The sequence below is a fragment of the Pseudoxanthomonas dokdonensis genome, assembly GCF_001431405.1.
Classification (GTDB): domain Bacteria; phylum Pseudomonadota; class Gammaproteobacteria; order Xanthomonadales; family Xanthomonadaceae; genus Pseudoxanthomonas_A; species Pseudoxanthomonas_A dokdonensis.
This window is the reverse complement of record NZ_LDJL01000004.1, coordinates 402,896-427,946: the sequence shown is the minus strand read 5'-3', so window position 1 is coordinate 427,946 and position 25,051 is coordinate 402,896. Positions and strand designations below refer to the sequence as shown.

The window sequence follows — 25,051 nt, the reverse complement described above, 5'->3', positions numbered from 1 at the left end:
GGCCGGTACAACCCGGCTGATGGAAGCTATGTGGGGGCCGGCGTGGAACATTCAAGCCGGCGCTGCCCTTTTGTATGGCGATGGCAGCGTCGTGCGGCGGGTGATTCAGGGCCGGTCAAAAAAACCAGCCTGTCGCCGCTGACGCGTCAGTCGTGTTTGGCGACCACGACCAGCGCCGGCCGCAGCAGCCGGTCGTTGAGCACATATCCCTTCTGGAATACCTGCACCACGCTGCCCGGCGCCACGCCGGCGGCATCGGTCTGGCTGATGGCCTGGTGCTGTTCCGGATTGAACGGCTGGCCGGTCGGATCGATCACGCTCAGGCCGTTGTCGGCCGCCACCTTCAGCAGTTGCTTGTAGGTCAGGTCGAGGCCATCACGCAGTGGACTGGCTTCGCTGCCGGCAGCGGTCAGCCCGGCATCCAGGCTGTCGAAGACCGGCAGCAGTTCGCCGAGCAGGCGTTCGTTGGCGAACTTGCGCGCCATCTCGACATCGCGGGCCAGCCGCTTGCGCTGGTTCTCCAGGTCGGCGCGTTCCAGCAGGAACGAAGCCCGCAACTGGTCCAGTTCGTTGCGCAGCGTCTCCAGCTCCGACTGCAGCGGATTGTCGGTGGCCGGCTCGCCGGTGGTCGGATCAAGGTCTGAATCGTGTTCGTTTTGGCTCATGTCAGGTTCCATCGCAGCGACTCCTGCCGCGTGATGTAACCACCTATGGGGCCGTGGTTTCCGGTTTCAAGGCTGCGCCAAGGATATTGGCGGCGGCTTCGACCACCGGGATGACCCGCTGGTAAGCCATCCGGGTTGGCCCGATGACACCGAGGACGCCGAGTACCTGGCCGCCGGAACCATACGGCGCGGTCACCAGCGAGACGTTCTCAAGTGGCGCCAGTCCGGTCTCTTCGCCAATGAAGATGCGCACGCCCGGTGCCTGGATGGTGCGCTCCAGCAGCTGCAGGATGTCACGCTTGCGGGCGAAGGCTTCAAACAGCTCGCGCAGGCGGTCCATGTCCGACAGATCCTGCACCCCCATCAGCTTGGTCTGCCCGGCCATGACCATGTCATCGCCGGCCGGGGCCAGGGTCTGCTCGGCCAGGTCCAGGGTCTGCGCCAGCAGCCCTTCCATCTCGGCGCGGGTGGCGCGCAGGTCATGCAGCAGGCTGGCGCGGATGTCGGTCAGCGGGCGGCCGGCGAAATGGGCATTGAGGTAGTTGGCAATCCGTTCCAGCTGCGAACGCTCGTAGACCTCGCGGGTTTCGATGACCCGGTTCTGCACTTCGTTGTCGGCAAATACCAGGATGGTCAGCACCCGGCGCCCATCCAGCGCCACGAAATCGATGTGCTTGAAGGCGAACTGCTCGCGCTTGGGCGCACTGACCACGCCGACGAAATGGGTCATCGCCGACAGCAGCTCCGACGCGCTGCCCAGCAGCGCCTGGGTGCCGGCGCCGGCAGGCAGCTCCGAACGCAGCCGTGCCACTTCGCTGTTGCCCAGTGACTTGACCTGCAACAGGCTGTCGACGAAGACCCGGTAGCCCTGCGCGGTCGGGATGCGCCCGGCCGAGGCGTGCGGCGAGCTCAGCAGCCCTACTTCCTCCAGCTCGGCGAGGATGTTGCGGATGGTCGCGGCGCTGACGTCCAGCCCGGCATGCCGCAGCAGGGTCTGCGAGCCGACCGGTTCGCCATCATGGATGTAGCGGCCAATCAGCGTGCGCAGCAGCTGGCGGGCGCGTGGGTCCAGGCGGGCGTGGGCATCGTTCATGTCCTCTAGATAACGCCGCCGGCGACGCTTTGCAAGAAAGGGCTGCTGCCCGCGATCCGCCAGTTGACCCTCACCGCCAGTCTCAGCAAATGCGCCGGCAGGCCGTACAATCGCGCCCCATGCTTACTCATCTAGCGATCAAGGATTTTGCCGTGGTCCGTGCCGCCGAACTGGAGTTCGGCGCCGGGATGACGGTCATCTCCGGTGAAACCGGTGCCGGCAAGTCGTTGCTGGTGGACGCCCTGGGCTTTCTGTCCGGCCTGCGCGCCGACAGCGGCGTGGTCCGCCATGGCGCCGAACGCGCCGAGTTGTCGGCCGAGTTCAGTCCGGCCGACGCCTCCCCTGCCCTGCGCTGGCTGCGCGACAACGAGCTGGACGAGGACGGCCATTGCCAGTTGCGGCGGGTGATCCGCGCCGATGGCGGTTCGCGGGCCTGGATCAACGGCCGCAGCGTGACCCTGACCCAGCTCTCGGAACTGGCCGCCACCCTGGTCGAAATCCACGGCCAGCACGAGCATCAGGCGCTGCTGGCCAAGCCCAGCCAGTTGCAGCTGCTCGACGCCTATGCCCGCAACGACAAACTGCGGGTGGCGGTGGCCCAGGCCGCGCGCCAGTGGTCGGAGCTGCTGCGCGAACGCGACCAGTTGTCCGGCCAGGGCGATGTCTCCGACCGCATCAACTATCTGGAACACCAGCTGGCCGAGCTGGCACGCGAGGAACTGGAGCCGGCCGCGATCGACGCGCTGGTCGCCAGCCACAAACGGCAGGCGCATGCCAGCACCCTGATCGAAGCCTGCGACCTGGCCTACGCGCGGCTGTCCGGTGAAGAGGAACCTTCGCTGGGCCAGCAACTGCAGCAGACCCGCAACGAGCTGGCGCGGCTGGTCGAACACGATCGCCGGCTCAGCGATGTCGACGGACTGCTGGAAAACGCCAACATCCAGCTCGATGAGGCGCTGGCCCTGCTGGCGCAGGTCCGCGACGATCTGGACAGCGATCCGGCGCAACTGGCGTCGATGGAACGCAAGCTGGGCCGGGTCCATGATCTGGCGCGCAAGCACCGCATCACCCTGCACGAGCTGGCGGCGCACCGCGATGGCATTGCCGCCGAGCTGGAAAGCCTGCGCGGCGCAGGTGAGCGGCTGGACAAGCTCAACGGTGAGATCGAAGCAGCCAAGCAGCAATGGCGCGCGGCCGCCGACAAGCTCGGCAAGTCGCGCAAGGCCGCGGCCAAATCGCTGTCCACCGATACCACCGCGCTGATTGCCGAGCTCGGCATGGGCGGTGGCCGGTTCGAGATCCAGCTGGAGCCGATAGAGGGCGAGCGCCCCGATGCCAACGGCGCCGAGCGGGTGGAATTCCTGGTCGCCGCCAACGCCGGGCAGCCGCCGCGGGCGCTGCGCAAGGTCGCCTCCGGCGGTGAACTGTCACGCATTTCGCTGGCCATCGAAGTGGCCGCGCTGGGGCTGGATGCAGTGCCGACGATGGTGTTCGACGAAGTCGATTCCGGCATCGGCGGCGGTGTCGCCGAGATCGTCGGCCAGAAGCTGCGCGCCCTCGGCGCCAAGCGCCAGGTGCTGTGCGTGACCCACCTGCCGCAGGTCGCCGCCCAGGGCCACGCCCATTACCGGGTCAGCAAGGCACCAGTCGAAGGCATGACCCAGAGTGCGGTTGAAGCGCTGTCGAGCAAGCAGCGCGAAGAGGAGCTGGCGCGGATGCTCGGCGGCGTCGAAGTCAGCAAGGAAGCCCACGCCGCGGCCCGCAAACTGCTGGCGGCAGCCACCTGAGCCCACTCCCCGCCGTAGAGCGGAGCTCGCTCCGCTAGCGTAGGACACGTAGAGCGGAGCTTGCTCCGCTAGCGCAGGATCACCTAGAGCAGAGCTTGCTCCGCTACCGCAGGATCACGTAGAGCGGAGCTTGCTCCGCTAGCGCAGAATCACGGAAAACAGAGCTCGCTCCGCTGCTGCAACGTCGCGCAAAAACGCCGCTTGCTCCGCTGCCGTTGGCGGAATACCGGAACCCTGTTCAAGAAGCGTCAAAAAGCAGCGGAGCAAGCTCCGCTCTACGGGGCGGGTCAGCGCTTCTTGCGTACGTACAGCACCAGTGAATGCTCTTCCAGGATGTAGCCATGCCTGTCGGCGATCTCCTGCTGCAGCTTCTCGATTTCGACGCTTTCGAACTCGATGATCTTGCCGGTGTCGACATCGACCATGTGGTCGTGGTGATGGCCGCGGTCCAGCTCGTAAACCGCCTGGCCGCCCTCGAAATTGTGCTTGAGCACCAGACCCGCCGCTTCGAACTGGGTCAGTACCCGGTAGACCGTGGCGAGGCCGATTTCATCACCGTGATCCAGCAACTGGCGGTAGATGTCCTCGGCGGTCAGGTGCCGCGAGGCCTTGGCTTCCAGCAGCTCCAGGATGCGCATCCGCGGGTGGGTGACCTTCAGGCCAACCTTGCGTAGGTCTTGAGATTCCATTGGCGTCTCCGTTCATAGTCGGTTTAGCGCCAGCTGCCTGTCATTTGGTTGCGGCGGTCGCGGGAAGTGTATCATCGGTGTGATTTCATTCTGTATGCCTCTCATGCGCAAATTCCTGCTGGTCGCCGTCCTAGCTACCGCCACTTCCGGCTGCGGCATCCTGTACAAACAACCGATCTACCAGGGCAATCTGCTCGAAGAAAGCAACGTGGCCCAGTTGCAGAAAGGCCAGAGCAAGCAGCAGGTGCAGGCATTGCTGGGGACGCCGTCGGTGGCCGATCCGTTCCACGCCCAGCGCTGGGATTACACCGCCAGCGAGCGCACCAATCGCCGCGGCACCACCGAGGTCAAGAACCTCACGGTGTTCTTCGAGAATGACGTGGTCAGCAACTGGGAAGGCGAATACTTCCCGGAAAACGACCTGGAGTTGAGCAGGGACGTGCGCAAGTTCGGCCCCAACCTGGCCAAGGATAAAAAGAAGGGTCGCGGCGGCTGACCGTGCTGCCGGTCGTACTGGCCGGCCTTCTGTTCCATCGAATGCATGCATGACCCGACTGCGCGGTCTGACCGGGCCGCGGCGCCGTGGTCCGGCCACGCCGCTGCCAGTGCCAGCAACCCCATCCGCAAGCAGCCCTGCCAATAGCCGGCGCGTTACTCAGCGCGGCTTGCTGGCGCGGCGCCGGCGCGCTTCCTTCGGGTCCAGCTGCAGCGGTCGCAGTAGTTCCAGACGATCGCCAGCCTGAAGCACCCTGTCGGCATCGACCGCTACCCCGAACACCGCGTAACCGCTGATTTCCGGGTCATCAGCCCAGCCGCAGGCGGCCAGTGCCTGGGCCACGGTAGTGCCGGCTGGCAACCGCAGTTGCCGCGCCTCATGCCGGTGCGGCCAGGCGCGGATGACTTCAATCTCCAGCACGAGCGCTCATTCGTCGTCGGCGCGGTCGGCCACGCGGACGAAATCATCGACCATCCGGTCGGCCAGCGCCTGGAAACCCAATGTCATCGCCGGCAACAGCAGCCGGCTGCCGGGCTCGAACTCCAGCGTCAGCAGCACTTTGCAGGCGCTTTCGTCGAGCGCATGGAAATCCCATTGCCCGTGCAGCTTGCGGAACGGTCCGTCGACCAGCTGCATGTCGATGCGATGCGGGCGGTCCAGGGTGTTGCGGGTGGTGAACCAGGTGCTCAGCGCGCCCAGGCCCAGGTCCAGCCGTGCCACCATGTGCTTGTCGGAGGATTCCTGGACCTGCGCCTGCTTGCACCAGTCAAACCGGCGCGGATAGGCGGAAACGTCGTTGACCAGGTCGAACATCCGGCTGGCGGCATGTTCGACCAGTGCACTTCTGCGAATGATGGGCATTGGACTCGCTTGTATTTACGCCTTCGGCGACAATGGACGGATGGCCAAGAAACCTGACAAGAATAAAGCAACCGGCACCATCGCGTTGAACAAACGCGCCCGCCACGAATACCACCTCGAGGAACGTTTCGAGGCCGGACTGGCGTTGCAGGGCTGGGAGCTCAAGGCGATTCGCGCCGGGCGGGCCAACATCGGCGAGAGCTACGCAACCATCCGCAACGGTGAAATTTTCCTGTTCGGTGCGCAGATTACCCCGCTGCTGCAAGCCAGCACCCACGTGGTGGCCGACGACCGGCGCACCCGCAAATTGTTGCTGCACCGGCGTGAAATCGACGTTCTGGTCGGCAAGGTCGAGCGCGATGGCTATACCGTCATCCCCACGGCGCTGTACTGGAAAGGCAACAAGGTCAAAGCCGAGCTGGCGCTGGCCAAGGGCAAGCAGTCGCATGACAAACGCGCGGCCAGCAAGGACCGCGACTGGGAACGCGAGAAATCACGGGTCATGCGTCGCCACAACCGCGACGCCTGAGTCCGGCGGCGGTAACTCAGGTCGCCGCCAGCATCTGCATCAGGTTGGGCACGCCCCTGCCCTGCGCGTAAGCGTCGCGGCCGATATCGGTGGCGTGTTGCAGCAGCAACTGCTTGACCCGGTCGGGGAAACCAATGAACTCGCGCCGCACCGACAGGAACCCGGCCACCAGTCCCGACACATGCGGCGCCGCCATGCTGGTGCCGCTCATCTCGACCACCCAGGTGCCCGGATCGTCGGCGCGGAAATCGTAATGCGCCGAGATGATCTTCTCGCCCGGCGCGACCACGTCCGGCTTGCCACGGCCATCGGCGGTCGGACCGCGCGAGGAGAAATAGGACACCCCGTACGAGTGCGGGTTGCTCTTGTGCACCGAGCCAACCGCGATGGCTTCTTCCAGGTTGGCCGGATCACCGATGCTCAGATCGACATTCAGCGGATACGGCTGGCCATCACTCTGCACCAGCCACGCCAGTCCCTCGTTGCCGGCCGCCAGCACCACCACCACGCCCTGTCGCCATAGCCGGCGCAGCTCGTTGCACAACGGGGTGAATCCGCAACCATAGCTTTCGACATCGAAGTAGCCGCCCAGGCTCAGGTTGATGCCGTGGATGACCAGTTGCCCGGCCTGCTCGTTGATCTCGGCGACCTGCTGCACCGCCTTGATGATCCACGAATCGCGACCATTGCCGTTGTCGTCCAGCACCTTGAACCCGTACAGGCTGGCCTGCGGGGCAATGCCGCAGAACTGCAGCGGATCCGGCTGGCCGGGTATCGGCGCGATGCACTGGCCGGCGATGATCCCGGCGACGTGGGTGCCATGGCCATTGCGATCCATTCGCGCGAACACCTCGCCATCGCCGCGCTGCAGTTTTTTTGCTTTGCCGCGGCGGGTGCAGTCCCACTGCGCGAGGACCACATCATGCTGGCCGGCGGAATGGAAGTGCGGATGATCGGCGGCAATGCCGGTGTCCAGTACCGCCCAGCCAATCTTCTGTCCCAGCGCGTGGTACGACGCCTGAGCGGCATCGGCATGGATGACGCTGCGCGACTGGTTGAGCAGAGCGCTCTTGGCCGCATCACGCCACAGCCGCTTGAAACTCAGTTGCTGGTAGTCATTGCGCAGGGTTTCGACTTCAAAGCGGGTCAACCGCGCCGACACGAAGCGATGCAGGCTGTCTTCCAGTTCGATCACATCGTCCAGCTGCTCGCCGGACAGGCCGGTGGTCTGCCGCGCCAGTTGCCGGATCCGCGCCAGCAATGCCGCGCGTACCTGGTCGACCTCGCCATCCAGCGCCAGCTTGTCGAGTTCGATCAACACATCATGGCGGTGCGCCGGGCCCATCGCTTCCAGCCGGTCGGAAAGGTCCTTCAGCAACACCGTGTTGGAGACCGGCTGATCGAAGCCGACGCCGACCACGTCACGCACTTCCTTGCGCACCTGCGGGATCGACAGATAGCCGGAACCGGAATGCGGATTCTGCTGCCAGTCCGGATTGATGCGTGCGCCATCGACGTTGACAAAGCGCCCGTTGGCGCCGGCGATGTCGTTGCCCAGATCCTCGTCCAGCGCCACCGGATCCAGATGATCGGCGACGTTGACCCAGCGCCGCACGCAGGCGGGAAACTGCAGCTTCCGCTTGCCGCTCCACTGCTTGAACATGCTGCGCACGCTGGGCAGCCCCAGCGGCGAGCCCAGGGTGACGAACAACGCCACCTCGTACTGCTCGGCCGCCAGTTCGCGCAACACGTCATAGGCGATCATCGAGCCCTGGCTGTGCGCGACCACCACGAATGGCCCGCCACCCGCATTCATCCGTTCCTTCAAACTTTGTCGCATTGCCTCGCGTCGCGCCTTGACGAAAAAGAAGTCGTGCACGTCCTGCAACAACGCCGCCGAAATCATCTTCAACAGGGCACGGTTGAGGAAGCCGGCCACGCCCTTGGCTGCTGGCGAACCCGGCAGTGGCGCCGATACCTCCAGCTCGGCCAGCATCTGCTGCAGCAACAGGCGTTCCCGCTCGCTGTCGGCGATCTCGTCGGCCAGCTCGTCCAGATTGCGCTGGGCCGGGTCCAGCCCCAACGCGGTCAGCACGCGTGCTTCGGCCTGGTTGAGGATTGGTCCCTCATCGCGCTCACCCGCCGTGCCCGGTTCCGGGGTCGGGTAGCGGACCCGGTTGACCCAGTAAGCCATGCGCGTGCGTTCGCCCATGCCGCGACCGAACAAGGCGTTGTCCCACTGTCGCCGCAGCACTTCGGCCGGGGGCTTGTTGCCGATACCGTGCACATAGATGACGGTGCGGGCCTGCCCTTGCGCCATCGTCATCAAGGCTGCTGGCGAGGTGCTGGCGTCGACGGCTTCTGCGCTGGCCTTGGTGCTGCCGCCACGGCGACGCGTTTTCGCGGCGGGCTTGTCCACCGTCTTGCGCCCTGGCCTGGCCGCCGGCGTGCGCGGCCCTGCGCGCTTGTCCGCCGCGCCGGTGGTGCCGCCAGCGGACGTGCCAGCCTTGCTGGGCGTGCGTTTGCGGGCGTTCTTGGAGGGGGTCTTCCTGGCTGCCATGGGGGTCGCTCCTGCTGCTGTCGTCCAGGCCAACGTATCGGCCAACCGTCGCAGGCCATGGTGGATCAGGTGAAGCCGCCGTGACCGGTACCGCCCGCACACTTGTGAGCAGCCATCCCCGCCCCTACACTGTGTCGGTCAGCGAAATCTGATTCCCGGGGGTGCACTGGCTTCGACGGGGGTTGCGAAATTGCTTGGCGCATGCCGAGGGGGCGACTTTCCTCGTTAATCCAGTAGCAAACTTTTAGTTGCCAACGACGACAACTACGCTCTCGCCGCTTAAGGCGTAAGCCCCGAACCCACTTGTGCCCGTGCTCGTGGATGTAGGGTCATTATCACGGAACCGGCTGTGACGGCTGCCTGTCAGTCATGGCTTAACCGAAACAGGCTGGTTTCCGGGTGCGCTTTGCGTGCCGTGCTGCCCGGCGACGAGATCTAACGGAACGCTAAGCATGTAGTGCCGGGGATGGAGTACCTTCGGACGGCGGTTCGATTCCGCCCACCTCCACCAACAAACGCTGTTAAATCAGCAACTTAGGCCGCCTTTATGGCGGCCTTTGTCTTTGTATGGATCGTGGTGCGGATATGCATTTGCCATTCGCGTAATCAACCCCGGTGCAAGGACGTTCTGGTCGGGATCACGCCGGGCCCCACCCAGATGGTCAATGCCAGCAACGAGGCGCGGCGCGCACTTCAGGCGGGCAAGTCCAGCACGGAAGCGATCCAGGCTGCCAAGAGCGTCGGCGCCTTCAGTGGCGATCCGTTGCGGAGCAACCTGATCAATCAGCTCAACCATTGCGGCTTTCACAAGTGGCTCGGCCTGAGCGATTCGGCATGTTCTCCAGCTCGCGACAACTGGTGCAGACCACCTCCCTTCTGCGCTATCCGGTGTTCGTCAAGGGCGACGATTACCGTGGCTCACCGGACATGACTAAGCACCCTTTGCTTAGGAAATACCTGCTGGAGAACTTCGCGGCGGAGGTCGAGGAACTGAAGGATGCCGTGTTCGCTGGGCTCGGCCGCAGGTCCATAAGGCGCTGGATCGTCTGATCCAGGAGCGGGTGCGGTCAGTTGTTTTTGGTTGATGTATACGACTTCCATCTTGGTCCCCTTCCGAATGAGTTGGCAGGAGTCCATGAAGGCGCTGTTCCGCCGACGAGCCAAGGTAATTCTTGGGAACGCAGCTACTCCGGCAGATCGTTCAGTTCGTAGCTGGTACTGCGCCCACCCGCATCCGATTTGCGCAGCACGCCCCGCATCAGTAGATTGTTGATGTCACGCAGAGCCGTGTCCGGCGAACACTTGGCAATGGCCGCCCACTTGCTGCTGGTGAGCTTGCCTTCGAAGCCGTCGAGCAGTTTGTTGAGCAACTTCACCTGTCGCTCGTTCAAAGGCGTGGTCGCCCAGCGCTGCCAGAACCGCGCCTTGGTCAGCACGGCATCGAGCGTGTGCTGTGCCTGGTCGACGGCGCGATGGAGGGTATCGAGGAACCACGCAAGCCACTCGGTGACGTCCATCGAACGCTTCTGCGTCCGCTCCAGGATGTCGTAGTACGCCTTGCGCTCGCGCTGGATCTGCGCCGACAAACTGTAGAAGCGCTGCGGGCTACCGTCGGCACGCGCCAGCAGCAGGTCGCCAATAGCCCGGGCGATACGACCATTGCCGTCATCGAACGGGTGCAAGGTGACGAACCACAGGTGGCCGAGGCCGGCCCTGAGCAGCGGCGGTTCGTTCGATGTGCCATTCAGCCAGTCGAGGAAACGGCTGGTTTCGACTTCCAAACGGTCAGCTGGCGGTGCCTCGAAATGCACACGCTGTCGGCCAATCCGGCCAGACAGCACCTGCATCGGGCCACTGGTATCGTCACGCCAGCCGCCGACCTTGAGCTTGGAAAGACCTGAGTAGCCGGTGGGAAACAGTGCGGCATGCCAGCCGAACAGACGTTCACGCGACACCGGTGCATGACAGTTGACGGTGGCGTCGAGCACCATCTCGACCACGCCCTCGACGTGGCGATCTACCGGAGCGAGCGCGCCGATGTCCACGCCCAGCCTGCGGGCAATGGACGAACGCACGGATTCGACGTTGAGTTGCTCGCCCTCGATCTCACTGGTCTTGACTACGTCCTCGGTGAGCGCCGCGAGGATCGCCTGGTCACGTAATGCCAGGCCGACGTCGGCCAGACGCCCCATCAATAGACCCTGGGCACGACTGACCTCGGCCATGGGTCCAGCCAGTACCGCCAGGTCGAAGCGCCAAGCCGGCCAGTCGCTGGCCTGCCAGATGTATTTGTAATCGCCGCTATTCATGCGGAGATTATGGGGCGCAATCTCCGCATGCGCAAGTCAATCTCCGCAGCTTGTGCGGTGAATGTGGACACTATTCGCCGCATCGCGGATCACCTTGTCCTAGGGATGGGTGTAAGTAGGGGGATTATTGGTAGTGGCATCGGACGCGGCTTCGATTCCCGCTTCCGGATTTGAACTGGCTTCGGAGAGCGGATGAGGTTGAGCAGCCTTTTCGGTGACCCATCAGAGCGAAAAACCTGTTCGAACGTCCGGTGCCGAATAGCACATCGGCAGGCTTTTGGCCCGGTTTGCACGGATTCGCAGCAGCCCGCAGCGTTTCAATTCCGTACTTTCAATAGTCGTTTGGTGCGGGGTGCTGACCCGCCACCAACACAAAGGGCCTGGATAGCCTCCAGGCCCTTTGTGTTTCTGTCGGTCTGTGGTTCCGGTTCAAAACCCCCAACCGGCAACGGTTGGGGGTTTTTCTTTCAGACCGTCTGCGCTTCCGGTTCCGGTTCCACTTGCGGTTGCGGCAGCGTGGCCGGGTCCAGGCGTGAGCCGGAGATGCCGTAGAAGACGATGTAGCCGTAGCACAGCAGCGGCAGCAGGAACGAGGCGTGCAGGCCGATGCGGTCGGCCAGTACGCCTTGCAGGTACGGCACGATGGCGCCGCCGACGATGGCCATGATCAGCAGGCTGGAGGCTTTGCTGGTCAGCGGGCCGAGGCGTTCGATGCTGAGGGCGAAGATGGTCGGGAACATGATCGAGTTGAACAGGCCGACGCCAATCACGCTGTACATCGCCACCGCGCCGCTGCCGAGCAGGGTCACCGCCAGCAGCACGATGTTGGCTGTCGCGAACAGCGCCAGCAGTTTGCGCGGCGAGAAGCGGACCATGATCGCCGAGCCGGCAAAGCGGCCGACCATCGCCAGGGTCCAGTAGATCGAGACGTAGCGCGAGGCTTGCTGCTCACTGAAATTGCCGATCGACGGCAGCGACAGGTAGTTGACCAGGAAGCTGCCGATGGCGACTTCGGCACCGACGTAGAAGAAGATTGCCAGCACGCCAAAGCGCACGTGGCGATGGCGCAGTGCATCGCCGAGGGTGTGCTTGACCGGGTCGGCCTGCTCGGTGGTGCCGCGCAGCGCCGGCAGCCGGAACAGGTATACGAACGCCGCCAGCAGGAACAGCACCACCGCCAGGCCGATATATGGCCCCTGCACCGAATGCGCTTCCTGGGCGCGGTAGGCCAGTTGCTCGGCCGCCGGCATCGCCGCGATCTGGTCGGCGCTCTGCACGGTGTTGCCGAGGATCAGCATGCCGCCAATCCACGGCGCGATTGCGGTGCCGAGCGAATTGAGTGCCTGGGCCAGGGTCAGCCGGCTGGAGCTGGTCTGCTCCGGTCCCAGCAGCGCCACATACGGATTGGCCGCCACCTGCAGCACGGTGATGCCGGTCGCCAGCACGAACAACGCCGCCAGGAAGGCCTCGTAGATGCGCAGTTCGGCCGCCGGCCAGAAGCCCAGTGCGCCGATGCCGGCGATCACCAGTCCGGCGATGATGCCCTTCTTGTAGCCCAGCCGCGCCACCAGCCAACCGGCCGGCAGCGACATCAGGAAGTAGGCACCGAAAAAGGTGAACTGGACCAGCATCGCGCGGGCGAAGTTGAGTTCGAACACCGCTTTCAGGTGCGGAATCAGGATGTCGTTGAGGCAGGTCAGGAAGCCCCACATGAAGAAGATGGTGGTGACCACCGCCAGCGCCGCACGGGGTGTGACCTCGGGCAGGGATGACGATGGACGGGCAGCTTGCGGAATAGGTGCGCTTGGCATGGATGGATGCTTCTCAGCGAATGAAGGTGGGAAACGAGGATCAATGATCAGGTGCGCGGCATGCCGCTGCTTTCCCCGCATGCAGGCGCCCCCCGCTGCGATAGTACAAGTTGTCGGCGGCTCTGTGGCGGCGACTGGTTACCGTAAACACGCACCCACTGCGGACACCCCCTGCGCAAGGCCTGCCCGCACCCGCGCGAATCGACCGTATCGACCACCCGGTATCGCGGCGGGGCCGCCACACCGGTGAGCTCAGCTATCCGGATCCTGCGGCTCCCCCTGCCCCGCGCAACGCCGCCGGCTGGGCTCTTGTCGTCGTAGTAGTGGCGGTTCCGCAGGTCCAGAACACGGTGCCAGGCACCGTGCTCCGCCGCAGGGTGTTGCCTGCAACCGCTTTAGAACCAGAACCGGACCCCGGCAACCCAGTGGACTGCATCGCGGTCGGCGCCTTCGCTACGACTGAAGTCAGCGGTGTTGCCGTACTGGCGCTCCCACGACACGCCGATGTACGGGGCGAACTGGCGGCTGATTTCATAACGCAGGCGCACACCGGCTTCGCTGCTGGCCAGGCCCTGGCCAATACCGCGAGCCGCATCATCCTTGGCGTACAGTTCGACTTCCGCCTGCCACTGCAGGATCCAGCGGTTGCTGAGCAGCGTGTCGTATTCGATCTCGAAATTGAACGCGCCCTGCCCGTCTTCCCCAATGTAGGCAGTGGCCTGGACCTCGAATTTGTACGGCGCCAGGCCCTGCACGCCAATGGCCAGGAAGTCCTGCGAGGCGGCTTCACCAAAGTCATGGCGGATGCCGGCGACCACGTCCCACCAGGCCGACACGCTGCGTCCGTACAGCAGTTCGAGGTTGCCCGACTCGAGCTTGCCATCGACGCTTTCGCCTTCGCTGCGCAGCCACACACGGTTGAGGTCGGAACCGGCCCAGGCGCTGGTTTCCCAGCCCCAACCGCGGCCTTCATCGGCATCCCAGACTTCCAGCCGATCGGTCAGCCAGTAGCTGTGCAGGCCGTCACCGTGCATATGCATCGGCGCCAGCGGTGCGAATGCGGCAGCACGATCAGCGTCACTGGGCAACGGGATCGGCGTCAGTGGTTTGGCTGCTTCCTGTCCACCGTGACCGGCATGGCTTTCGCCCGGATCCGTGGACAACGATAAGGTTGGCTGCGCATGCGCTGCGTGATCGTGGGCCGCTGCCTCGGCAGGCGTGGAGCTGGACTGATGCGCTTGATGCTCTGTGTGTTGCTGGGCCCAGGCCGGCACCGACAATGCCGCCAGCAGCGGCAGTACACCCGCAACCAGCCGCGGATATGGAGGCAGGCTCATTCGCGCACCTCCACCGTCCGCATCATCCCCGATTCCATGTGGTACAGCAGATGGCAGTGATAGGCCCAGCGCCCCAGTGCGTCGGCACGGACCCGGTAGCTGCGGCGGGTCCCCGGTGGCATGTCAACGGTGTGCTTGCGCACCTGGAAGCGGCCGTTCTCGTCCTCCAGATCGCTCCACAGCCCGTGCAGATGGATCGGATGGGTCATCATGGTGTCGTTGACCAGCACGATGCGCATGCGCTCGCCATAGTTGAGGCGCAGCGGAGCGGCGCTGGCGAACTTGATGCCGTCGAACGACCAGGCGAATTTTTCCATGTGCCCGGTCAGGTGCAGTTCGATTTCGCGGCCGGGTTCGCGACCATCGGGATCGTCGAAAGTGCTCTTCAGATCGGCATAGCTCAGCACCCTGCGGCCGTTGTCGCGCAGGCCGATGCCGGGATCGTCCAGCCGCGGCGTCGGTGACATTGTCTGCATGTCGACCAGTGGATTGCCTTGTTCGCTGGCCGGATGCGTCTGCATCGCAGCCGATGGCATCGGCATCTGCATGTGGCCACCGCAGCTGCCTTCCATGCCTTTCATCGATGCCATGTCGTGACCGGCGGCGTGTTGCATGTCAGCGTGACCGGCATGGCCGCCATGGCCCATGTCGTCCATGCTCAGGATCGGTCGCGGATCCAGCGCCGGGACCGGCGCCCGCAAGCCCTCGCGTACTGCCAGCGTGGCGCTGACATAGCCGGTGCGGCCCATGTCCTGGGCAAAGATGGTGAAGGCGTCCTGGCCGCTGGGCTCGACGATGACATCGAAGGTCTCGGCGACCGCAATCCGGAACTCGTCGACGCTGACCGGATGCACGTACTGGCCATCGGCGGCGACCACGGTCATCTTCAGACCGGGGATGCGGACGTCGAAATAGGTCATCGCCGAGCCGTTGATGAAGCGCAGCCGGACCTTCTCGCCACTGCGGAACAGCCCGGTCCAGTTGCCCAGGCCGGTGGTGCCATTGATCAGGTAGGTATAGGTGTTGGCGTTGACGTCGGACAGGTCGGTCGGGGTCATCCGCATCCGCCCCCACGCGCCGCGATCCCGCAGCGTGGACGTCCATCCGGAGCGGCCGACATCGGCGGCGAAATCGGCCAGTGTGCGCATCGAATGATTATCATAGGCCGCCATCTTCTTCAGCCGGTTGAACAGCGCGGCGCCATCGAGATCGGTCCAGTCCGACAACAGCACCACGTGTTCTCGGTCATAACTGAAGGGTTCCGGCTCGGCGGCGTCGATGATGATGGCGCCGTACAGGCCGGCCTGCTCCTGGAAACCGGAGTGGCTGTGGTACCAGTAGGTGCCATTCTGGTTGACATCGAACCGGTAGCGCCAGGTTTCGCCACGGTGGATGCCGTCGAAACTCAGGCCCGGCACGCCATCCATGTTGGCCGGCAGGATCATGCCGTGCCAGTGGATCGAGGTCGAATGGCCATGGATGGATCCGGCCGGCAAGGCGTTGCTGACCCGCAGTTCGACCTGGCTGCCTTCGCGCCATCGCAGCAACGGCGCCGGCAGCGAGCCATTGACGGTGATCGCGGTGCGGCTGCGACCGGTGAAGTCCACCGGGGTTTCGCCAATGACCAGATCGAACTGATCGCCGCTGAGTTGCTGCATGCGCGGCGCGCGCGCACCAGACCAGGCACTGCCGGGAGCCAGCCCAAGGCCGGCGATCACGCCACCAGCGGCCAGGCCCTGCACGAATCGGCGACGTGAACAGCTGGCGGCACCGTAACGGCCGCCAGTAGGAAGAGAAGACATGTGAGACTCCATGGATGACATCAATCAGACCACGACCGCGCGCAGGCTGCTGCATGCACGGACGGACGTGAAGCAACGACGCGCCGTGATGGCGCGAAGGATGTCAGCCGATCGGAGGCCGGATGATGGCCAGCCGCGCGGGCGGTGCCAGGCCGTTGTGCAGCGGATGCACCGGACCGGCGTGGCCAGGTGAAGCCAGCTGCCAGGCAATGCCGCTATGGCTCAGCGGGACATGCTGGGCGCAGGCGCAATCGCAGTCCTGTGGTTGGCAGCAATCGCCGCCAGCAGTCGCAGCCGGCAGCGGCTTTTTCGCGGACGCTTGCTCATGGCAATCCGCCATCGCCCTGTCCATGCCCGCGTGATCGATCGCGGTGGCAGTGGCGACCGCAGCACCGGCGCTGGCATGCGGCGACACCGATGCGCCGGCCACCGCGATGCCGTTGAAGACCAGCATCAGGACCAGCAACAGGGACAGCCAGGGACGGGACGCGCGCATGCCGGGCAGGATAATCGAAACCGCTGCTGGAAACCTGACCGCCGCCGAACCCCCTGCTCAACTGTCGGCAATGCGGGTGACGACGACCGAGCTCGCCGGCAAGTGCCGGAAACAAGACAGCCGTCGCGCTCGACGCGACGGCTGCTGGAGACGCTGGCCGCAATCGCGGCGCAGGGATTTACTTGCCGATCCTGGCGTATGTACCCTTCAGGGCGACACCGGCGACGAAGGTGCCCGCGTAGCATTCGTAGCTGGTCGGGCTCTTGAATTCCTTCTGCCTGTAATAGCTGTACATGTCGATGACCGCGTTGGCGCCCTGTGCCTTGGCCTTGTCCTGGAACGCCTTGAGGATGCCCAAGGTGACCCAGCGGCAGGCTTCCTCATCGGACTTGTTGGCGGCATTGGTCTTGCGGTTGGCCATGTCCTCGCTCATCCGCGATGCCACCGCCGGGTGCGACTGGCCGGCCAGGTAGAACTTGACGCTGCCATCAATGCCCACTTCCTTGGCCTGCGGCGAATCCACCAGTTCCTGCAGCGACAGCTCCAAGCGGGTATCGCGGGCCTGTGCCAGCGGGCTGGCCAGCAGCAGGATCAGCAGCGTGGTGGTCAGAATTCGTTTCATGGTGTTGCTCCTTGGGTTGGAAAAATCAGTCGTGCCAGCGGCGGAAAATCATCGAGGTATTGATGCCGCCGAAGGCGAAGTTGTTGCTCATGACGTACTCGGCCTGCAGTTCGCGGCCTTCGCCGACGATGTAGTCGAGTTCGGCACAGCGTGGATCACGCTGTTCAAGATTCAGGGTCGGCGCGAACCAGCCTTCACGCATCATGCCGATGCTGGCCCATGCCTCCAGTGCGCCGCATGCGCCCAGGGTATGGCCGATGTAGCTTTTCATCGAGCTGATCGGAATCCGCGCGCCAAACACCTGCGCGGTCGCGTGGCTTTCGGCGATGTCGCCATGGTCGGTGGCGGTGCCGTGGGCGTTGACGTAATCAATCTGCTGCGCTGACAGGCCGGCATCGTCCAAGGCCAGGCGCATGGCCTGGGCCATCGTCGCCGCGCTCGGCTGGGTCACGTGCTGGCCATCACTGTTGCTGCCATAGCCGACCATTTCGGCAAGGATGCTGGCGCCGCGGGCACGTGCGTGTTCGTACTCTTCCAGCACCAGGGTGCAGGCGCCCTCGCCGGTGACCAGGCCATCGCGCTGGCTGTCGAACGGCCGCGGCGTGGTCTGCGGCTGGTCGTTGCGCACACTGGTCGCGAACAGGGTGTCGAACACCGCCGCGGCGGTGGCGTCCAGTTGCTCGGCGCCACCGGCCAGCATCGCTACCTGCTTGCCGGCGCGGATGACCTCGTAGGCCGAACCGATGCCCTGGCTGCCCGAAGTGCAGGCGCTGGAAGTGGTGATGACGCGCCCGGCCAGACCGAAGAACACGCCAATGTTGACCGGCGCGGTATGGCTCATCATCTTCAGGTACGTGGTGGCGCTGATGCCTTCGGTGGTGTGCTCGTTGAGCATGCGTCCGAACTCGGCGACCGCATCATGGCTGCCAGCCGAAGATCCGTACGACACCCCGACCCCGCCACTGCGCAGCAGCGGATCGCCGAGCAGGCCGGCCTGCTCCAGCGCCATTTCGCTGGCCCGTACCGACATCATCGCGACCCGGCCCATGCTGCGGGTGGTCTTGCGGTTGTAATGCGCCGGCAGCTCGAAATCTTCGGCGGGCGCGGCCAGACGTGTGTTCAATCCTTCGTAGATGTCCCACTGGTCCATCCGTCGTACCGCGTTGCGGCACTCGCGCAGGCGCAGGTGCACGCTGGGCCAGTCGTGGCCAAGCGGACTGATCGCACCGCCACCGGTGACGACCACGCGTCGTTGGGTCTGGCTCATCCGACCAGCCCCCCGTTCACCGAAATCACCTGACGGGTGATGTAACCGGCCTGTGCCGACAGCAGGAACGCCACGGTGGCGGCTACTTCGTCAGGCGTGCCCATGCGCTTGGCCGGGATCAGCTTCAGCGCTTCCTGCAACACTTCTTCATTGACCATTTCGGTATCAATCAGACCCGGCGCCACGCAGTTGACGGTGATCTGGCGACTGGCCAGTTCCAGCGCCAACGCCTTGCTCGCGCCGATGATGCCGGCCTTGGCCGCGCTGTAGTTGGTCTGGCCACGGTTGCCGACCAGTCCGGACACCGACGACAAGGTGACGATGCGGCCGGGCTTGCGCCGCCGCACCAGCGGCATCACCAGCGGATTGAGCACGTTGTAGAAGGCATCGAGGTTGGTGTGGATGACCTCATCCCAGTCCTGCCCGCTCATCGCCGGAAACGCGGTGTCGCGGGCGATGCCGGCGTTGCAGACCACACCGTAGTAGGCACCGTGGGTTTCGACATCGGCCAGCAGCGCATCGGCGCAGGCCTGGCGGTCGGCCACGTCGAACACCAGCACCCGGCACTGGCGTCCCAGCGAACGTATCTGGCTGGCGACTGCTTCCGCGTCCTGCCGGCGGCTGCGGCAATGCACCACCACATCAAAACCATCGGCGGCGGCGCGCAAGGCGATCGCACGGCCGATGCCACGACTGGCTCCGGTGACCAGCACCGTGCGGGCTTCAGCCGCCGCTGCACCTTGATTGTTGATTCCCACTGATTCCAATGCCTGCTCCACTCAATCCCGCTCCACTCGATACTGCTCCACTCGATACTGCTCCATTCATTCACTCACGATCAGCACATGCATTGATCGTGACCGGCGGCTTGCCTGCCGGCTGTTCAAATCCGGTAGCCCTGATGCGGCTGCGCCGGCTGCTTGCTGTTTTCCAGATACGCCATCGGATCCGGCGGCTCGAATACCGAGACGTTGGCCGATGCAATTTCCGTGCCCTGTTCCAGTATGCGGCAGGCAAACATCCCCAGCCCATTGTCCCCCATAAGCTCGCGCCTGGCCTCCACCGTCAACACCGCCCCCGCCCGGAAATACTGGACGTGAGCCAGATAACGGCGGCTGCCGAGCAGAAAACCGATGCCTGGCACATCGCCGGCGTTGCGCGCGCGGTTGCCCGACCAGGCGGCGATGGTCTGCGCCATGTATTCGATGCCGACCCAGGCCGGTACGCCCTCGTCTTCATGGAACGGACCGCTGGCGGGCACCCGCAGTTCCGCTACCACGTGATCCTCCTGCCATTCGAGCAGTCGATCAATCAGCAGCATGGTGCCGCGATGCGGCAGGTAGTGGGAAATTTCGTGCATCGGTTCCATCTCAGGCGGCGGACAGCAACAACGCGGCATTGCTGCCGCCAAAAGCGAATGACTGGCTCAGCACATGCCGGATCGGCGAGGTCGCCCGTTGACCGGGACTGACCAGCTGCAAAGCCGGCAAATCCGGATCGCGCTGGCCATCCCACCAGTGTGGCGGTAAATGCTGGTGGGGATTGTCGACCAGGGTCAGCCAGCACAGTCCGGCTTCGATCGCACCGGCTGCTCCCAGGCTGTGGCCGGTCAGCGGCTTGGTCGAACTGGCGGCCACCGACAGCCCCAGCGTCCGCGCGAGTGCATGGCTTTCCATCGCATCGTTCTGCGGCGTGGCGGTGCCGTGCAGGTTGACGTAGTCGATGTCGGCCGCCGCCAGCCCCGCCCGCTGCAGCGCCTGGCTGATGGCGACAATCGCGCCCCTGCCCTCGGGCTCCGGCGCGGAAATATGATGGGCATCGGCGCTTTCGCCCCAGCCGGACAGCCGCACCCGGCCCGGCTCGCGGGTCATCAGGAACAGCGCCGCGCCCTCGCCGATGTTGATGCCGGCGCGATGGCGGGAAAACGGATTGCAGCGCTCGGCCGATACCGATTCCAGTGCGCTGAAACCCTGGATGGTGAACCGGCACAACGAATCGGCGCCACCGGCGATGACCGCATCGACAATCCCCGCGCGCAGCAGTCGCGCGGCCGAGGTCAGCGCCTTGGCGCTGGACGAACAGGCGGTCGAGATGGTCCACGCCGGTCCGTGGATGCCGGCTTCAGCGGCGACGAAGCGCGCCGGCGAGCCCATTTCCTGTTGTCCGTAATGGAAGGTTTCCGGCCACTGCCCGCGCTGGCGCAGCTGGGCCAGCGCCGTTTCGGATTCGCCGATACCGGAGGTACTGGTACCGACGATGACGGCGACACGGTCTGCTCCATATTGCGCGATGGCCGCATCGACCTGTGGCCGGATCTGCGCCAGCGCCAGTCGCAGCAATCCGTTGTTGCGGCTGCGCAGCGGCAGTGGGCAATCCTGCAGCGACGGCACTGCGCCGCTGTACCGCCCCAGTGCCAACGGCCGGCCGGGCGTCAGCACGTCGCTGACGCTGACCCCGCGCGGGGCATCATCGGCAAACAACGCCTTACTGACCGTTTGTCGACCTTCGCCCAGCGCACAGACGATACCAAGTTCATTGAGATGCACGGCAGGACGATTCATTGCGCTGGCACGTCGCTGGGCACCGCTTCGGCGGCGGTTTCGATGGTCAACTGATAGCCCTGCACCAGGTTGTCGAGACGGATGGTGTCCGCCGCCAGCCGCTGCATGGTCCAGCGCGGCTGGCCGTCATGGCTGAGGACGCGGTGGTCGCCATCGGCCTGCAGTTGCCAGCCGGCCGGCAACGCTGCCTGTATCGCGGGGGCCGGCCACAGGCTCAGCTGCAGATCATCCAGCACCCGCGCACCCTGCACCTGGGGCGGCAGCCAGGCTGCGCGCTGTTCCTGCAGCGTCTGCCCGTCCCAGCGCAGGCGCGAACCGGTCTGCCCCATCGCCAGCACCAGCAGCTGCACCTGTTGCGGATCGGCTTCCAGCAGGGCCTCGACACTGCGCTGCCTGCCATCGGCCAGGAAGGTCAACCGTTGTTGCAGCGACAGGCTGCGGCCCAGCGACGCCGGTGACAGCCGCAACGGTGGCAGCGTATCGGCGGCGGCGACCGGCGCCGGTGGCGCCTGCGTGGCACACCCGACCAGCAACACGCACAGGCAGAAACTCAAGCGGAACAAATTTCCTCCAGCACTTTCAACCGCCGGCCATTGTCGGCGACGTAGGGATTGTGTTCGTCCCAGGCGTAGCCAGCGAGGATCGAACAGATCATGTCGCGGATATCCGGCTGCGCGTTGGGGTGGTAGATGATCTTCTGGAAGCCGCCCTCGTACCAGGCTTCGACGAAACGGCGGAAGGTCCTGACCCCCTTCTGCAGCGGCAGCGCATAGTCCTGCTGCCAGTCCACGGTCTCGCCGGCATAGTGGCGACGCAGGCACTCGCTGGCCAGTTGCGCCGATTTGAAGGCGATGGTGACGCCGGATGAGAACACCGGATCCAGAAACTCGCCAGCATTGCCGAGCAGCGCGTAACCCGGGCCGCACAATGCACTGACATTGGCCGAATAGCCGGTGATCCGGCGCACGGGTAGAAGATCCCAGCGCGCATTGGCCAGCAGATGCGACAGATGCGCGTCTTCGCCGACGATCGCCTGCAGCTTGTGCAGATCGTCGCCCGGATAGCGGTCAAGGAAGGCCGGCTCGGCGACCACGCCCAGCGAACAGCGCCCGTGGGAAAACGGGATCGTCCAAAACCACACGTCGACATGATGCGGGTGGGTGGTGATCAGGATCTTGTCGCGGTCGAATTCCCCAGCCGGAAAATTGTCCTGCACATGGGTGAACAAGGCACCGCGGACCGGAAAGTTGGACGGTGATTCCAGCTTCAGCAGGCGTGGCAACAGCCGGCCAAAACCGCTGGCATCGAGCAGGAAGTCGGCTTCAACCTGATATTCCTCGCCATCGGCGGCACGCACCTGCAGCCGTGGCCGCTGGCCCGGCTCCACCGCCAGCACCTCGTGCCGGTAGCGGACCTCGGCACCCATCCGTTGCACCGCCGTGGCCAGCACCTGATCGAACTTGGCCCGCTCGACCTGGTAGGTGGTGCCCCAGCCGGGCGAGAACTTCTGCCGGAAGTCGAACTCGGTGCGCTTGTCGCCGCAGGCGAAGGCGGCGCCGTTCTTGTACTGGAAACCTGCTTCGACCACGTCACGCAGCAGGCCGGCGGCTTCCAGGTATTCCATGCTCTGCGGCAACAGGCTTTCGCCGATCGAGAAACGCGGGAACTGCTCGCGTTCCAGGATCAGCACCTTGCGTCCCTGCTTGCGCAGCAGCGCGGCGGCGACCGCGCCGGCCGGGCCGGCGCCGATGATCACGACCTCGGTGGACTCAGTGCGCACTGTCATGGTCGGCGGTCCGTCTTCGCGCAATGTGGATGGATGATCATGGGGTGTGTGCCTCCTGCACGGAAAGGGGCCGCAACAGCGGCGAAAGCAGCCAGACCAGGCCGATGCCCAGCAACAGCGTCAACCCGAATGCACGCAACGCCGGCGTCGCCGACAGCGCCAGCAGCCCGAACGACAGCCAGGTGCTGGCAGCGCCGACGCAGACCGCCAGCCAGGCCGACGGGTCGCCGCGATGTTCGCTGAGGAAAATGCCGTAGTCGATACCCATACCGAGCAGCAGCATCAGTGCCAGCACATTGAACAACTGCAATGGCTGGCCCAGCCAGCCCAGCGCTGCCACCGTCAGCAGCATCGCCAGCAGGGTCGGCAGCAGTGCCCGCCATGCCTGGCGCCGGTAGCGCCACCACAGCACTGCCGCCACCAATGCCACGCCCAGCAGCAACAGCAGGCTCATCCGGTGCCGGTACTTGCCCAGCAGCAGGGAGAAGTCGGCGGTACGGTCGACCCAGCGCACGCCAGCGAGATCGTCGCCCAGCTGCGCCAGTTGCTGCAGGGTTCCCGGCTCGCCGAGGTCATCGACCATCACCACCGACGCCATGGCCTGGCCGCCTTGATCATCTTCCAGTGTGCCCAGCCACAATGACCGGAACGGTTGCGAGACCGGGTCCTGCAACCACGTCGGGAGATCCAGCGGCGGCACCTGCCTGGCCGGTGCCTGCAGCTTTTCGTCCAACGCCGCGGCGACCTGTTCAATCACCTGCCCTTCAACCCGCTGGCTCAAGGCCAGGCTGGACTGCTGCCGCTGCGCCGACGGCAACCAGTCGCTGATCGCCCGGTAGCCGCCCATCTTGCCTTCGGCCTGCAGCGTCTGCAGGCGCGCGGTCAGGGCTTCTTCGCGTTGCAGCACCTGTTCGGCGCTGTGGCCACGGACCAGATAGAACTGGGCCGGACTGGGCATGCCCAGCAACTGTCCGATGTCCGCCTGTTCGCGCAGCAACTGCGGCGGTGACGATTGCAGGCTGCGTAAGTCATCGTTGAAACGCAGCTGCGCCAGGCCGGCCACCGCCAGCAGCAACACCGCGACGATGCCAATCTTCCAGCCGCGGCCGCTGCCGATGCGTGGCCAACGCGCCAGCGAACGACCGATGACGTCGGCAAACCGTGTCTGCCGCGCAATGCCGGTATCCAGCCACGGGAACCAGCAGACCACGGTCAGGAAGGCGCCGGCCAGGCCGACCACCGAGAACAACGCCATCTGCCGCAGGCCGGGAAACGGCGGCAGGCCCAGCGCCAGGTACGCAACCGAACTGGTCAACAACGCCAGCAGCAGGCCCGGCAGCAGGCTGCGCATCAACCGCAGTCGCGGCTGGGCGGGCGCCGACTGGCGCGAGGCAAACCAGTGGATGCCGTAGTCTTCGGCCACGCCGACCAGACTGGCACCGAATATCAGGGTCAGCAGATGGACCTGGCCGAACACCAGCGCGGTCACCGACAGTGCGATCGCACAACCGAGCAGCAGCGACATCGCCACCAGCAGGATCGGGCGCAGGCTGCGGAAGGCCAGGAAAACCAGCAGCAGCACTGCCGCCAGCGAGCCCCAGCCGATGGTGTTGATTTCGCGGTTGGCCTGGCTGGCCGCCGCTTCGGCATGCAATGGCACGCCGGCACGCAGCATCGTCAGCGTTGGCGCCTGCTTGTGGGCGGCGGCAAACGCATGATCCAGTGCCTGGCCGATGCGCGGCTGGCCATCGAGCCGGAACGCAGGACCAGGGGTCTCGAACTGCAACACCGCCCAGTGCTGATCCCGGGCCAGCAGCAGGCCATCCTCGCCAACCCGCATGCCCGATACGCTGGCGCGCTGCTGCCACCATTGCGGCCACAATGCCAGCGGATCATCCAACCATTCGGTCATCCGGTTGCCGGCAACCGGACTGAACAACACCGCCATCGAGGTTTCCGCCAGCACTTCCGGCGGCGTCTGCTCAAGCCGTTGCCGCTGGGCACCGGTCAGCAACTGGCGGCGGTGCGGCGTGTACAGCGCCTCTGCTTCGGCAAGCCAATCGGCGTCCGGGCCGCTGGCCTGCAGCGGCGAATCCGACGCATCCAGATCCGCCAAAAACGCTCGCTGGGCCTGCAGCGCCTGCGCCGCCGTCGGTGCGCCCAGCAATACCACCACCTGGCGTGCGCTGGCATCGGCGATGCGGGCGGTGATGTCCGACAACAGGCGGTCGTCGGCATCCTGCGGCAACATCGCCAGGATATTGCTGTCGATGCGCGGCGCCTGCCAGAACTTCCACTGATGCCAGCCCACCGCAAGCACCAGCAACAGCCAGAGCGCCGGCAACCAGCGCCAGCCAAGCCCGCTCGACGCGCCGCTCAT

24 protein-coding genes and 1 other RNA gene are annotated in these 25,051 nt (G+C 65.1%); 5 read left to right on the top strand and 20 right to left on the bottom strand.

The annotated features are described in order from the left end of the window. Positions 1 to 146: 146 nt before the first annotated feature. Both grpE and hrcA read right to left on the bottom strand, forming a co-directional pair. Positions 147 to 665 (bottom strand): nucleotide exchange factor GrpE, encoded by a 519-nt coding sequence (gene grpE / locus ABB29_RS05080; RefSeq protein ID WP_057657505.1) that lies wholly within the window; start codon positions 663 to 665, stop codon positions 147 to 149. A 43-nt stretch (positions 666 to 708) separates the two neighbouring features. Next, on the bottom strand, positions 709 to 1,758 hold the full coding sequence (gene hrcA, locus ABB29_RS05075; protein WP_057657504.1) for a heat-inducible transcriptional repressor HrcA: 1,050 nt from the start codon (positions 1,756 to 1,758) through the stop codon (positions 709 to 711). Positions 1,759 to 1,877: 119 nt separating this feature from the next. Here hrcA and recN point away from each other — a divergent pair, with 119 nt between their 5' ends. After that, positions 1,878 to 3,545, top strand: coding sequence for a DNA repair protein RecN (gene recN, locus ABB29_RS05070; RefSeq protein ID WP_057657503.1), 1,668 nt, complete (start codon positions 1,878 to 1,880; stop codon positions 3,543 to 3,545). Between the two features lie 287 nt (positions 3,546 to 3,832). Here the strand turns inward: recN and fur are convergent, their stop codons facing one another. Further along, the gene (gene fur, locus ABB29_RS05065) at positions 3,833 to 4,234 is read right to left on the bottom strand and encodes a ferric iron uptake transcriptional regulator (RefSeq protein WP_057657502.1); all 402 of its coding nucleotides are present in this window, start codon (positions 4,232 to 4,234) and stop codon (positions 3,833 to 3,835) included. Between the two features lie 103 nt (positions 4,235 to 4,337). On the opposite strand from fur, the gene ABB29_RS05060 reads away from it, so the two are divergent. Continuing rightward, positions 4,338 to 4,730, top strand: coding sequence for an outer membrane protein assembly factor BamE (locus tag ABB29_RS05060; protein ID WP_057657501.1), 393 nt, complete (start codon positions 4,338 to 4,340; stop codon positions 4,728 to 4,730). A 159-nt stretch (positions 4,731 to 4,889) separates the two neighbouring features. Here the strand turns inward: ABB29_RS05060 and ABB29_RS05055 are convergent, their stop codons facing one another. Continuing rightward, positions 4,890 to 5,147 (bottom strand): RnfH family protein, encoded by a 258-nt coding sequence (locus tag ABB29_RS05055; protein WP_057657552.1) that lies wholly within the window; start codon positions 5,145 to 5,147, stop codon positions 4,890 to 4,892. Between the two features lie 9 nt (positions 5,148 to 5,156). Further along, on the bottom strand, positions 5,157 to 5,591 hold the full coding sequence (locus ABB29_RS05050) for a type II toxin-antitoxin system RatA family toxin (RefSeq protein WP_057657500.1): 435 nt from the start codon (positions 5,589 to 5,591) through the stop codon (positions 5,157 to 5,159). 40 nt (positions 5,592 to 5,631) lie between these two features. Between ABB29_RS05050 and smpB the strand changes: the two genes are divergently transcribed. Beyond that, a complete protein-coding gene (gene smpB, locus ABB29_RS05045; protein WP_057657499.1) occupies positions 5,632 to 6,120 on the top strand; it encodes an SsrA-binding protein SmpB in 489 nt (162 codons plus the stop codon). Between the two features lie 16 nt (positions 6,121 to 6,136). Here smpB and ABB29_RS05040 read toward each other — a convergent pair whose 3' ends face one another. Continuing rightward, positions 6,137 to 8,680 carry a S8 family peptidase gene (locus ABB29_RS05040; protein ID WP_083487485.1) on the bottom strand — a complete coding sequence of 848 codons (2,544 nt, stop codon included), beginning with the start codon at positions 8,678 to 8,680 and terminating at the stop codon, positions 6,137 to 6,139. 157 nt (positions 8,681 to 8,837) lie between these two features. On the opposite strand from ABB29_RS05040, the gene ssrA reads away from it, so the two are divergent. Further along, positions 8,838 to 9,191, top strand: a transfer-messenger RNA (tmRNA) gene (gene ssrA, locus ABB29_RS16055). Positions 9,192 to 9,206: 15 nt separating this feature from the next. Here the strand turns inward: ssrA and ABB29_RS16555 are convergent. Beyond that, positions 9,207 to 9,476 carry a hypothetical protein gene (locus ABB29_RS16555; RefSeq protein ID WP_211260677.1) on the bottom strand — a complete coding sequence of 90 codons (270 nt, stop codon included), beginning with the start codon at positions 9,474 to 9,476 and terminating at the stop codon, positions 9,207 to 9,209. Positions 9,477 to 9,514: 38 nt separating this feature from the next. Between ABB29_RS16555 and ABB29_RS16550 the strand changes: the two genes are divergently transcribed. After that, positions 9,515 to 9,730 (top strand): hypothetical protein, encoded by a 216-nt coding sequence (locus ABB29_RS16550; protein WP_211260676.1) that lies wholly within the window; start codon positions 9,515 to 9,517, stop codon positions 9,728 to 9,730. Positions 9,731 to 9,864: 134 nt separating this feature from the next. Here ABB29_RS16550 and ABB29_RS05030 read toward each other — a convergent pair whose 3' ends face one another. The 13 genes from ABB29_RS05030 to ABB29_RS04970 form a co-directional block, all read right to left on the bottom strand. Continuing rightward, on the bottom strand, positions 9,865 to 10,989 hold the full coding sequence (locus ABB29_RS05030; protein WP_057657498.1) for a Fic family protein: 1,125 nt from the start codon (positions 10,987 to 10,989) through the stop codon (positions 9,865 to 9,867). 467 nt (positions 10,990 to 11,456) lie between these two features. Next, positions 11,457 to 12,800: an L-fucose:H+ symporter permease gene (gene fucP, locus ABB29_RS05025; RefSeq protein ID WP_057657497.1), complete on the bottom strand. Its 1,344-nt coding sequence runs from the start codon at positions 12,798 to 12,800 to the stop codon at positions 11,457 to 11,459. A gap of 395 nt (positions 12,801 to 13,195) precedes the next feature. Next, the gene (locus ABB29_RS05020; RefSeq protein ID WP_083487483.1) at positions 13,196 to 14,137 is read right to left on the bottom strand and encodes a copper resistance protein B; all 942 of its coding nucleotides are present in this window, start codon (positions 14,135 to 14,137) and stop codon (positions 13,196 to 13,198) included. Further along, complete coding sequence (locus ABB29_RS05015; RefSeq protein ID WP_057657496.1) at positions 14,134 to 15,939, bottom strand: copper resistance system multicopper oxidase; 1,806 nt, start codon at positions 15,937 to 15,939, stop codon at positions 14,134 to 14,136. Before ABB29_RS05015 ends, ABB29_RS05020 begins: the two co-directional genes overlap by 4 nt. A gap of 103 nt (positions 15,940 to 16,042) precedes the next feature. Then, on the bottom strand, positions 16,043 to 16,435 hold the full coding sequence (locus ABB29_RS05010; RefSeq protein ID WP_057657495.1) for a CopL family metal-binding regulatory protein: 393 nt from the start codon (positions 16,433 to 16,435) through the stop codon (positions 16,043 to 16,045). Positions 16,436 to 16,613: 178 nt separating this feature from the next. Next, entirely contained in the window at positions 16,614 to 17,057 is a 444-nt protein-coding gene (locus tag ABB29_RS05005) for a hypothetical protein (protein WP_057657494.1), read from the bottom strand. A 25-nt stretch (positions 17,058 to 17,082) separates the two neighbouring features. Further along, entirely contained in the window at positions 17,083 to 18,324 is a 1,242-nt protein-coding gene (locus tag ABB29_RS05000; protein WP_057657493.1) for a beta-ketoacyl-ACP synthase, read from the bottom strand. Beyond that, positions 18,321 to 19,037, bottom strand: coding sequence for a 3-oxoacyl-ACP reductase FabG (gene fabG / locus ABB29_RS04995; protein WP_057657549.1), 717 nt, complete (start codon positions 19,035 to 19,037; stop codon positions 18,321 to 18,323). The genes ABB29_RS05000 and fabG overlap by 4 nt, the downstream gene beginning before the upstream one ends. 170 nt (positions 19,038 to 19,207) lie before the next feature. Next, positions 19,208 to 19,684: a hotdog family protein gene (locus ABB29_RS04990; RefSeq protein WP_245622530.1), complete on the bottom strand. Its 477-nt coding sequence runs from the start codon at positions 19,682 to 19,684 to the stop codon at positions 19,208 to 19,210. 10 nt (positions 19,685 to 19,694) lie between these two features. Beyond that, a complete protein-coding gene (locus ABB29_RS04985; protein WP_057657491.1) occupies positions 19,695 to 20,885 on the bottom strand; it encodes a beta-ketoacyl-[acyl-carrier-protein] synthase family protein in 1,191 nt (396 codons plus the stop codon). Then, the gene (locus ABB29_RS04980; protein WP_245622529.1) at positions 20,882 to 21,439 is read right to left on the bottom strand and encodes a DUF3261 domain-containing protein; all 558 of its coding nucleotides are present in this window, start codon (positions 21,437 to 21,439) and stop codon (positions 20,882 to 20,884) included. Before ABB29_RS04980 ends, ABB29_RS04985 begins: the two co-directional genes overlap by 4 nt. Then, positions 21,436 to 22,671, bottom strand: coding sequence for an NAD(P)/FAD-dependent oxidoreductase (locus ABB29_RS04975; protein WP_057657548.1), 1,236 nt, complete (start codon positions 22,669 to 22,671; stop codon positions 21,436 to 21,438). Before ABB29_RS04975 ends, ABB29_RS04980 begins: the two co-directional genes overlap by 4 nt. 37 nt (positions 22,672 to 22,708) lie before the next feature. Next, a complete protein-coding gene (locus ABB29_RS04970; RefSeq protein WP_157062494.1) occupies positions 22,709 to 25,051 on the bottom strand; it encodes an MMPL family transporter in 2,343 nt (780 codons plus the stop codon).

Coding starts and splice junctions, on each gene's coding strand:
- ABB29_RS05020 (WP_083487483.1), bottom strand. CDS start 14,137: ATGAGCCTGCCTCCATATCCGCGGCTGGTTGCGGGTGTACTGCCGCTG.
- ABB29_RS05015 (WP_057657496.1), bottom strand. CDS start 15,939: ATGTCTTCTCTTCCTACTGGCGGCCGTTACGGTGCCGCCAGCTGTTCA.
- ABB29_RS05050 (WP_057657500.1), bottom strand. CDS start 5,591: ATGCCCATCATTCGCAGAAGTGCACTGGTCGAACATGCCGCCAGCCGG.
- ABB29_RS16550 (WP_211260676.1), top strand. CDS start 9,515: ATGTTCTCCAGCTCGCGACAACTGGTGCAGACCACCTCCCTTCTGCGC.
- fucP (WP_057657497.1), bottom strand. CDS start 12,800: ATGCCAAGCGCACCTATTCCGCAAGCTGCCCGTCCATCGTCATCCCTG.
- fur (WP_057657502.1), bottom strand. CDS start 4,234: ATGGAATCTCAAGACCTACGCAAGGTTGGCCTGAAGGTCACCCACCCG.
- smpB (WP_057657499.1), top strand. CDS start 5,632: ATGGCCAAGAAACCTGACAAGAATAAAGCAACCGGCACCATCGCGTTG.
- grpE (WP_057657505.1), bottom strand. CDS start 665: ATGAGCCAAAACGAACACGATTCAGACCTTGATCCGACCACCGGCGAG.
- ABB29_RS05005 (WP_057657494.1), bottom strand. CDS start 17,057: ATGAAACGAATTCTGACCACCACGCTGCTGATCCTGCTGCTGGCCAGC.
- ABB29_RS05010 (WP_057657495.1), bottom strand. CDS start 16,435: ATGCGCGCGTCCCGTCCCTGGCTGTCCCTGTTGCTGGTCCTGATGCTG.
- ABB29_RS05030 (WP_057657498.1), bottom strand. CDS start 10,989: ATGAATAGCGGCGATTACAAATACATCTGGCAGGCCAGCGACTGGCCG.
- recN (WP_057657503.1), top strand. CDS start 1,878: ATGCTTACTCATCTAGCGATCAAGGATTTTGCCGTGGTCCGTGCCGCC.
- ABB29_RS04985 (WP_057657491.1), bottom strand. CDS start 20,885: ATGAATCGTCCTGCCGTGCATCTCAATGAACTTGGTATCGTCTGTGCG.
- ABB29_RS05040 (WP_083487485.1), bottom strand. CDS start 8,680: ATGGCAGCCAGGAAGACCCCCTCCAAGAACGCCCGCAAACGCACGCCC.
- ABB29_RS16555 (WP_211260677.1), bottom strand. CDS start 9,476: ATGGTTGAGCTGATTGATCAGGTTGCTCCGCAACGGATCGCCACTGAA.
- ABB29_RS05060 (WP_057657501.1), top strand. CDS start 4,338: ATGCGCAAATTCCTGCTGGTCGCCGTCCTAGCTACCGCCACTTCCGGC.
- ABB29_RS05000 (WP_057657493.1), bottom strand. CDS start 18,324: ATGAGCCAGACCCAACGACGCGTGGTCGTCACCGGTGGCGGTGCGATC.
- hrcA (WP_057657504.1), bottom strand. CDS start 1,758: ATGAACGATGCCCACGCCCGCCTGGACCCACGCGCCCGCCAGCTGCTG.
- ABB29_RS04975 (WP_057657548.1), bottom strand. CDS start 22,671: ATGACAGTGCGCACTGAGTCCACCGAGGTCGTGATCATCGGCGCCGGC.
- ABB29_RS04990 (WP_245622530.1), bottom strand. CDS start 19,684: ATGCACGAAATTTCCCACTACCTGCCGCATCGCGGCACCATGCTGCTG.
- ABB29_RS04970 (WP_157062494.1), bottom strand. CDS start 25,051: ATGAGCGGCGCGTCGAGCGGGCTTGGCTGGCGCTGGTTGCCGGCGCTC.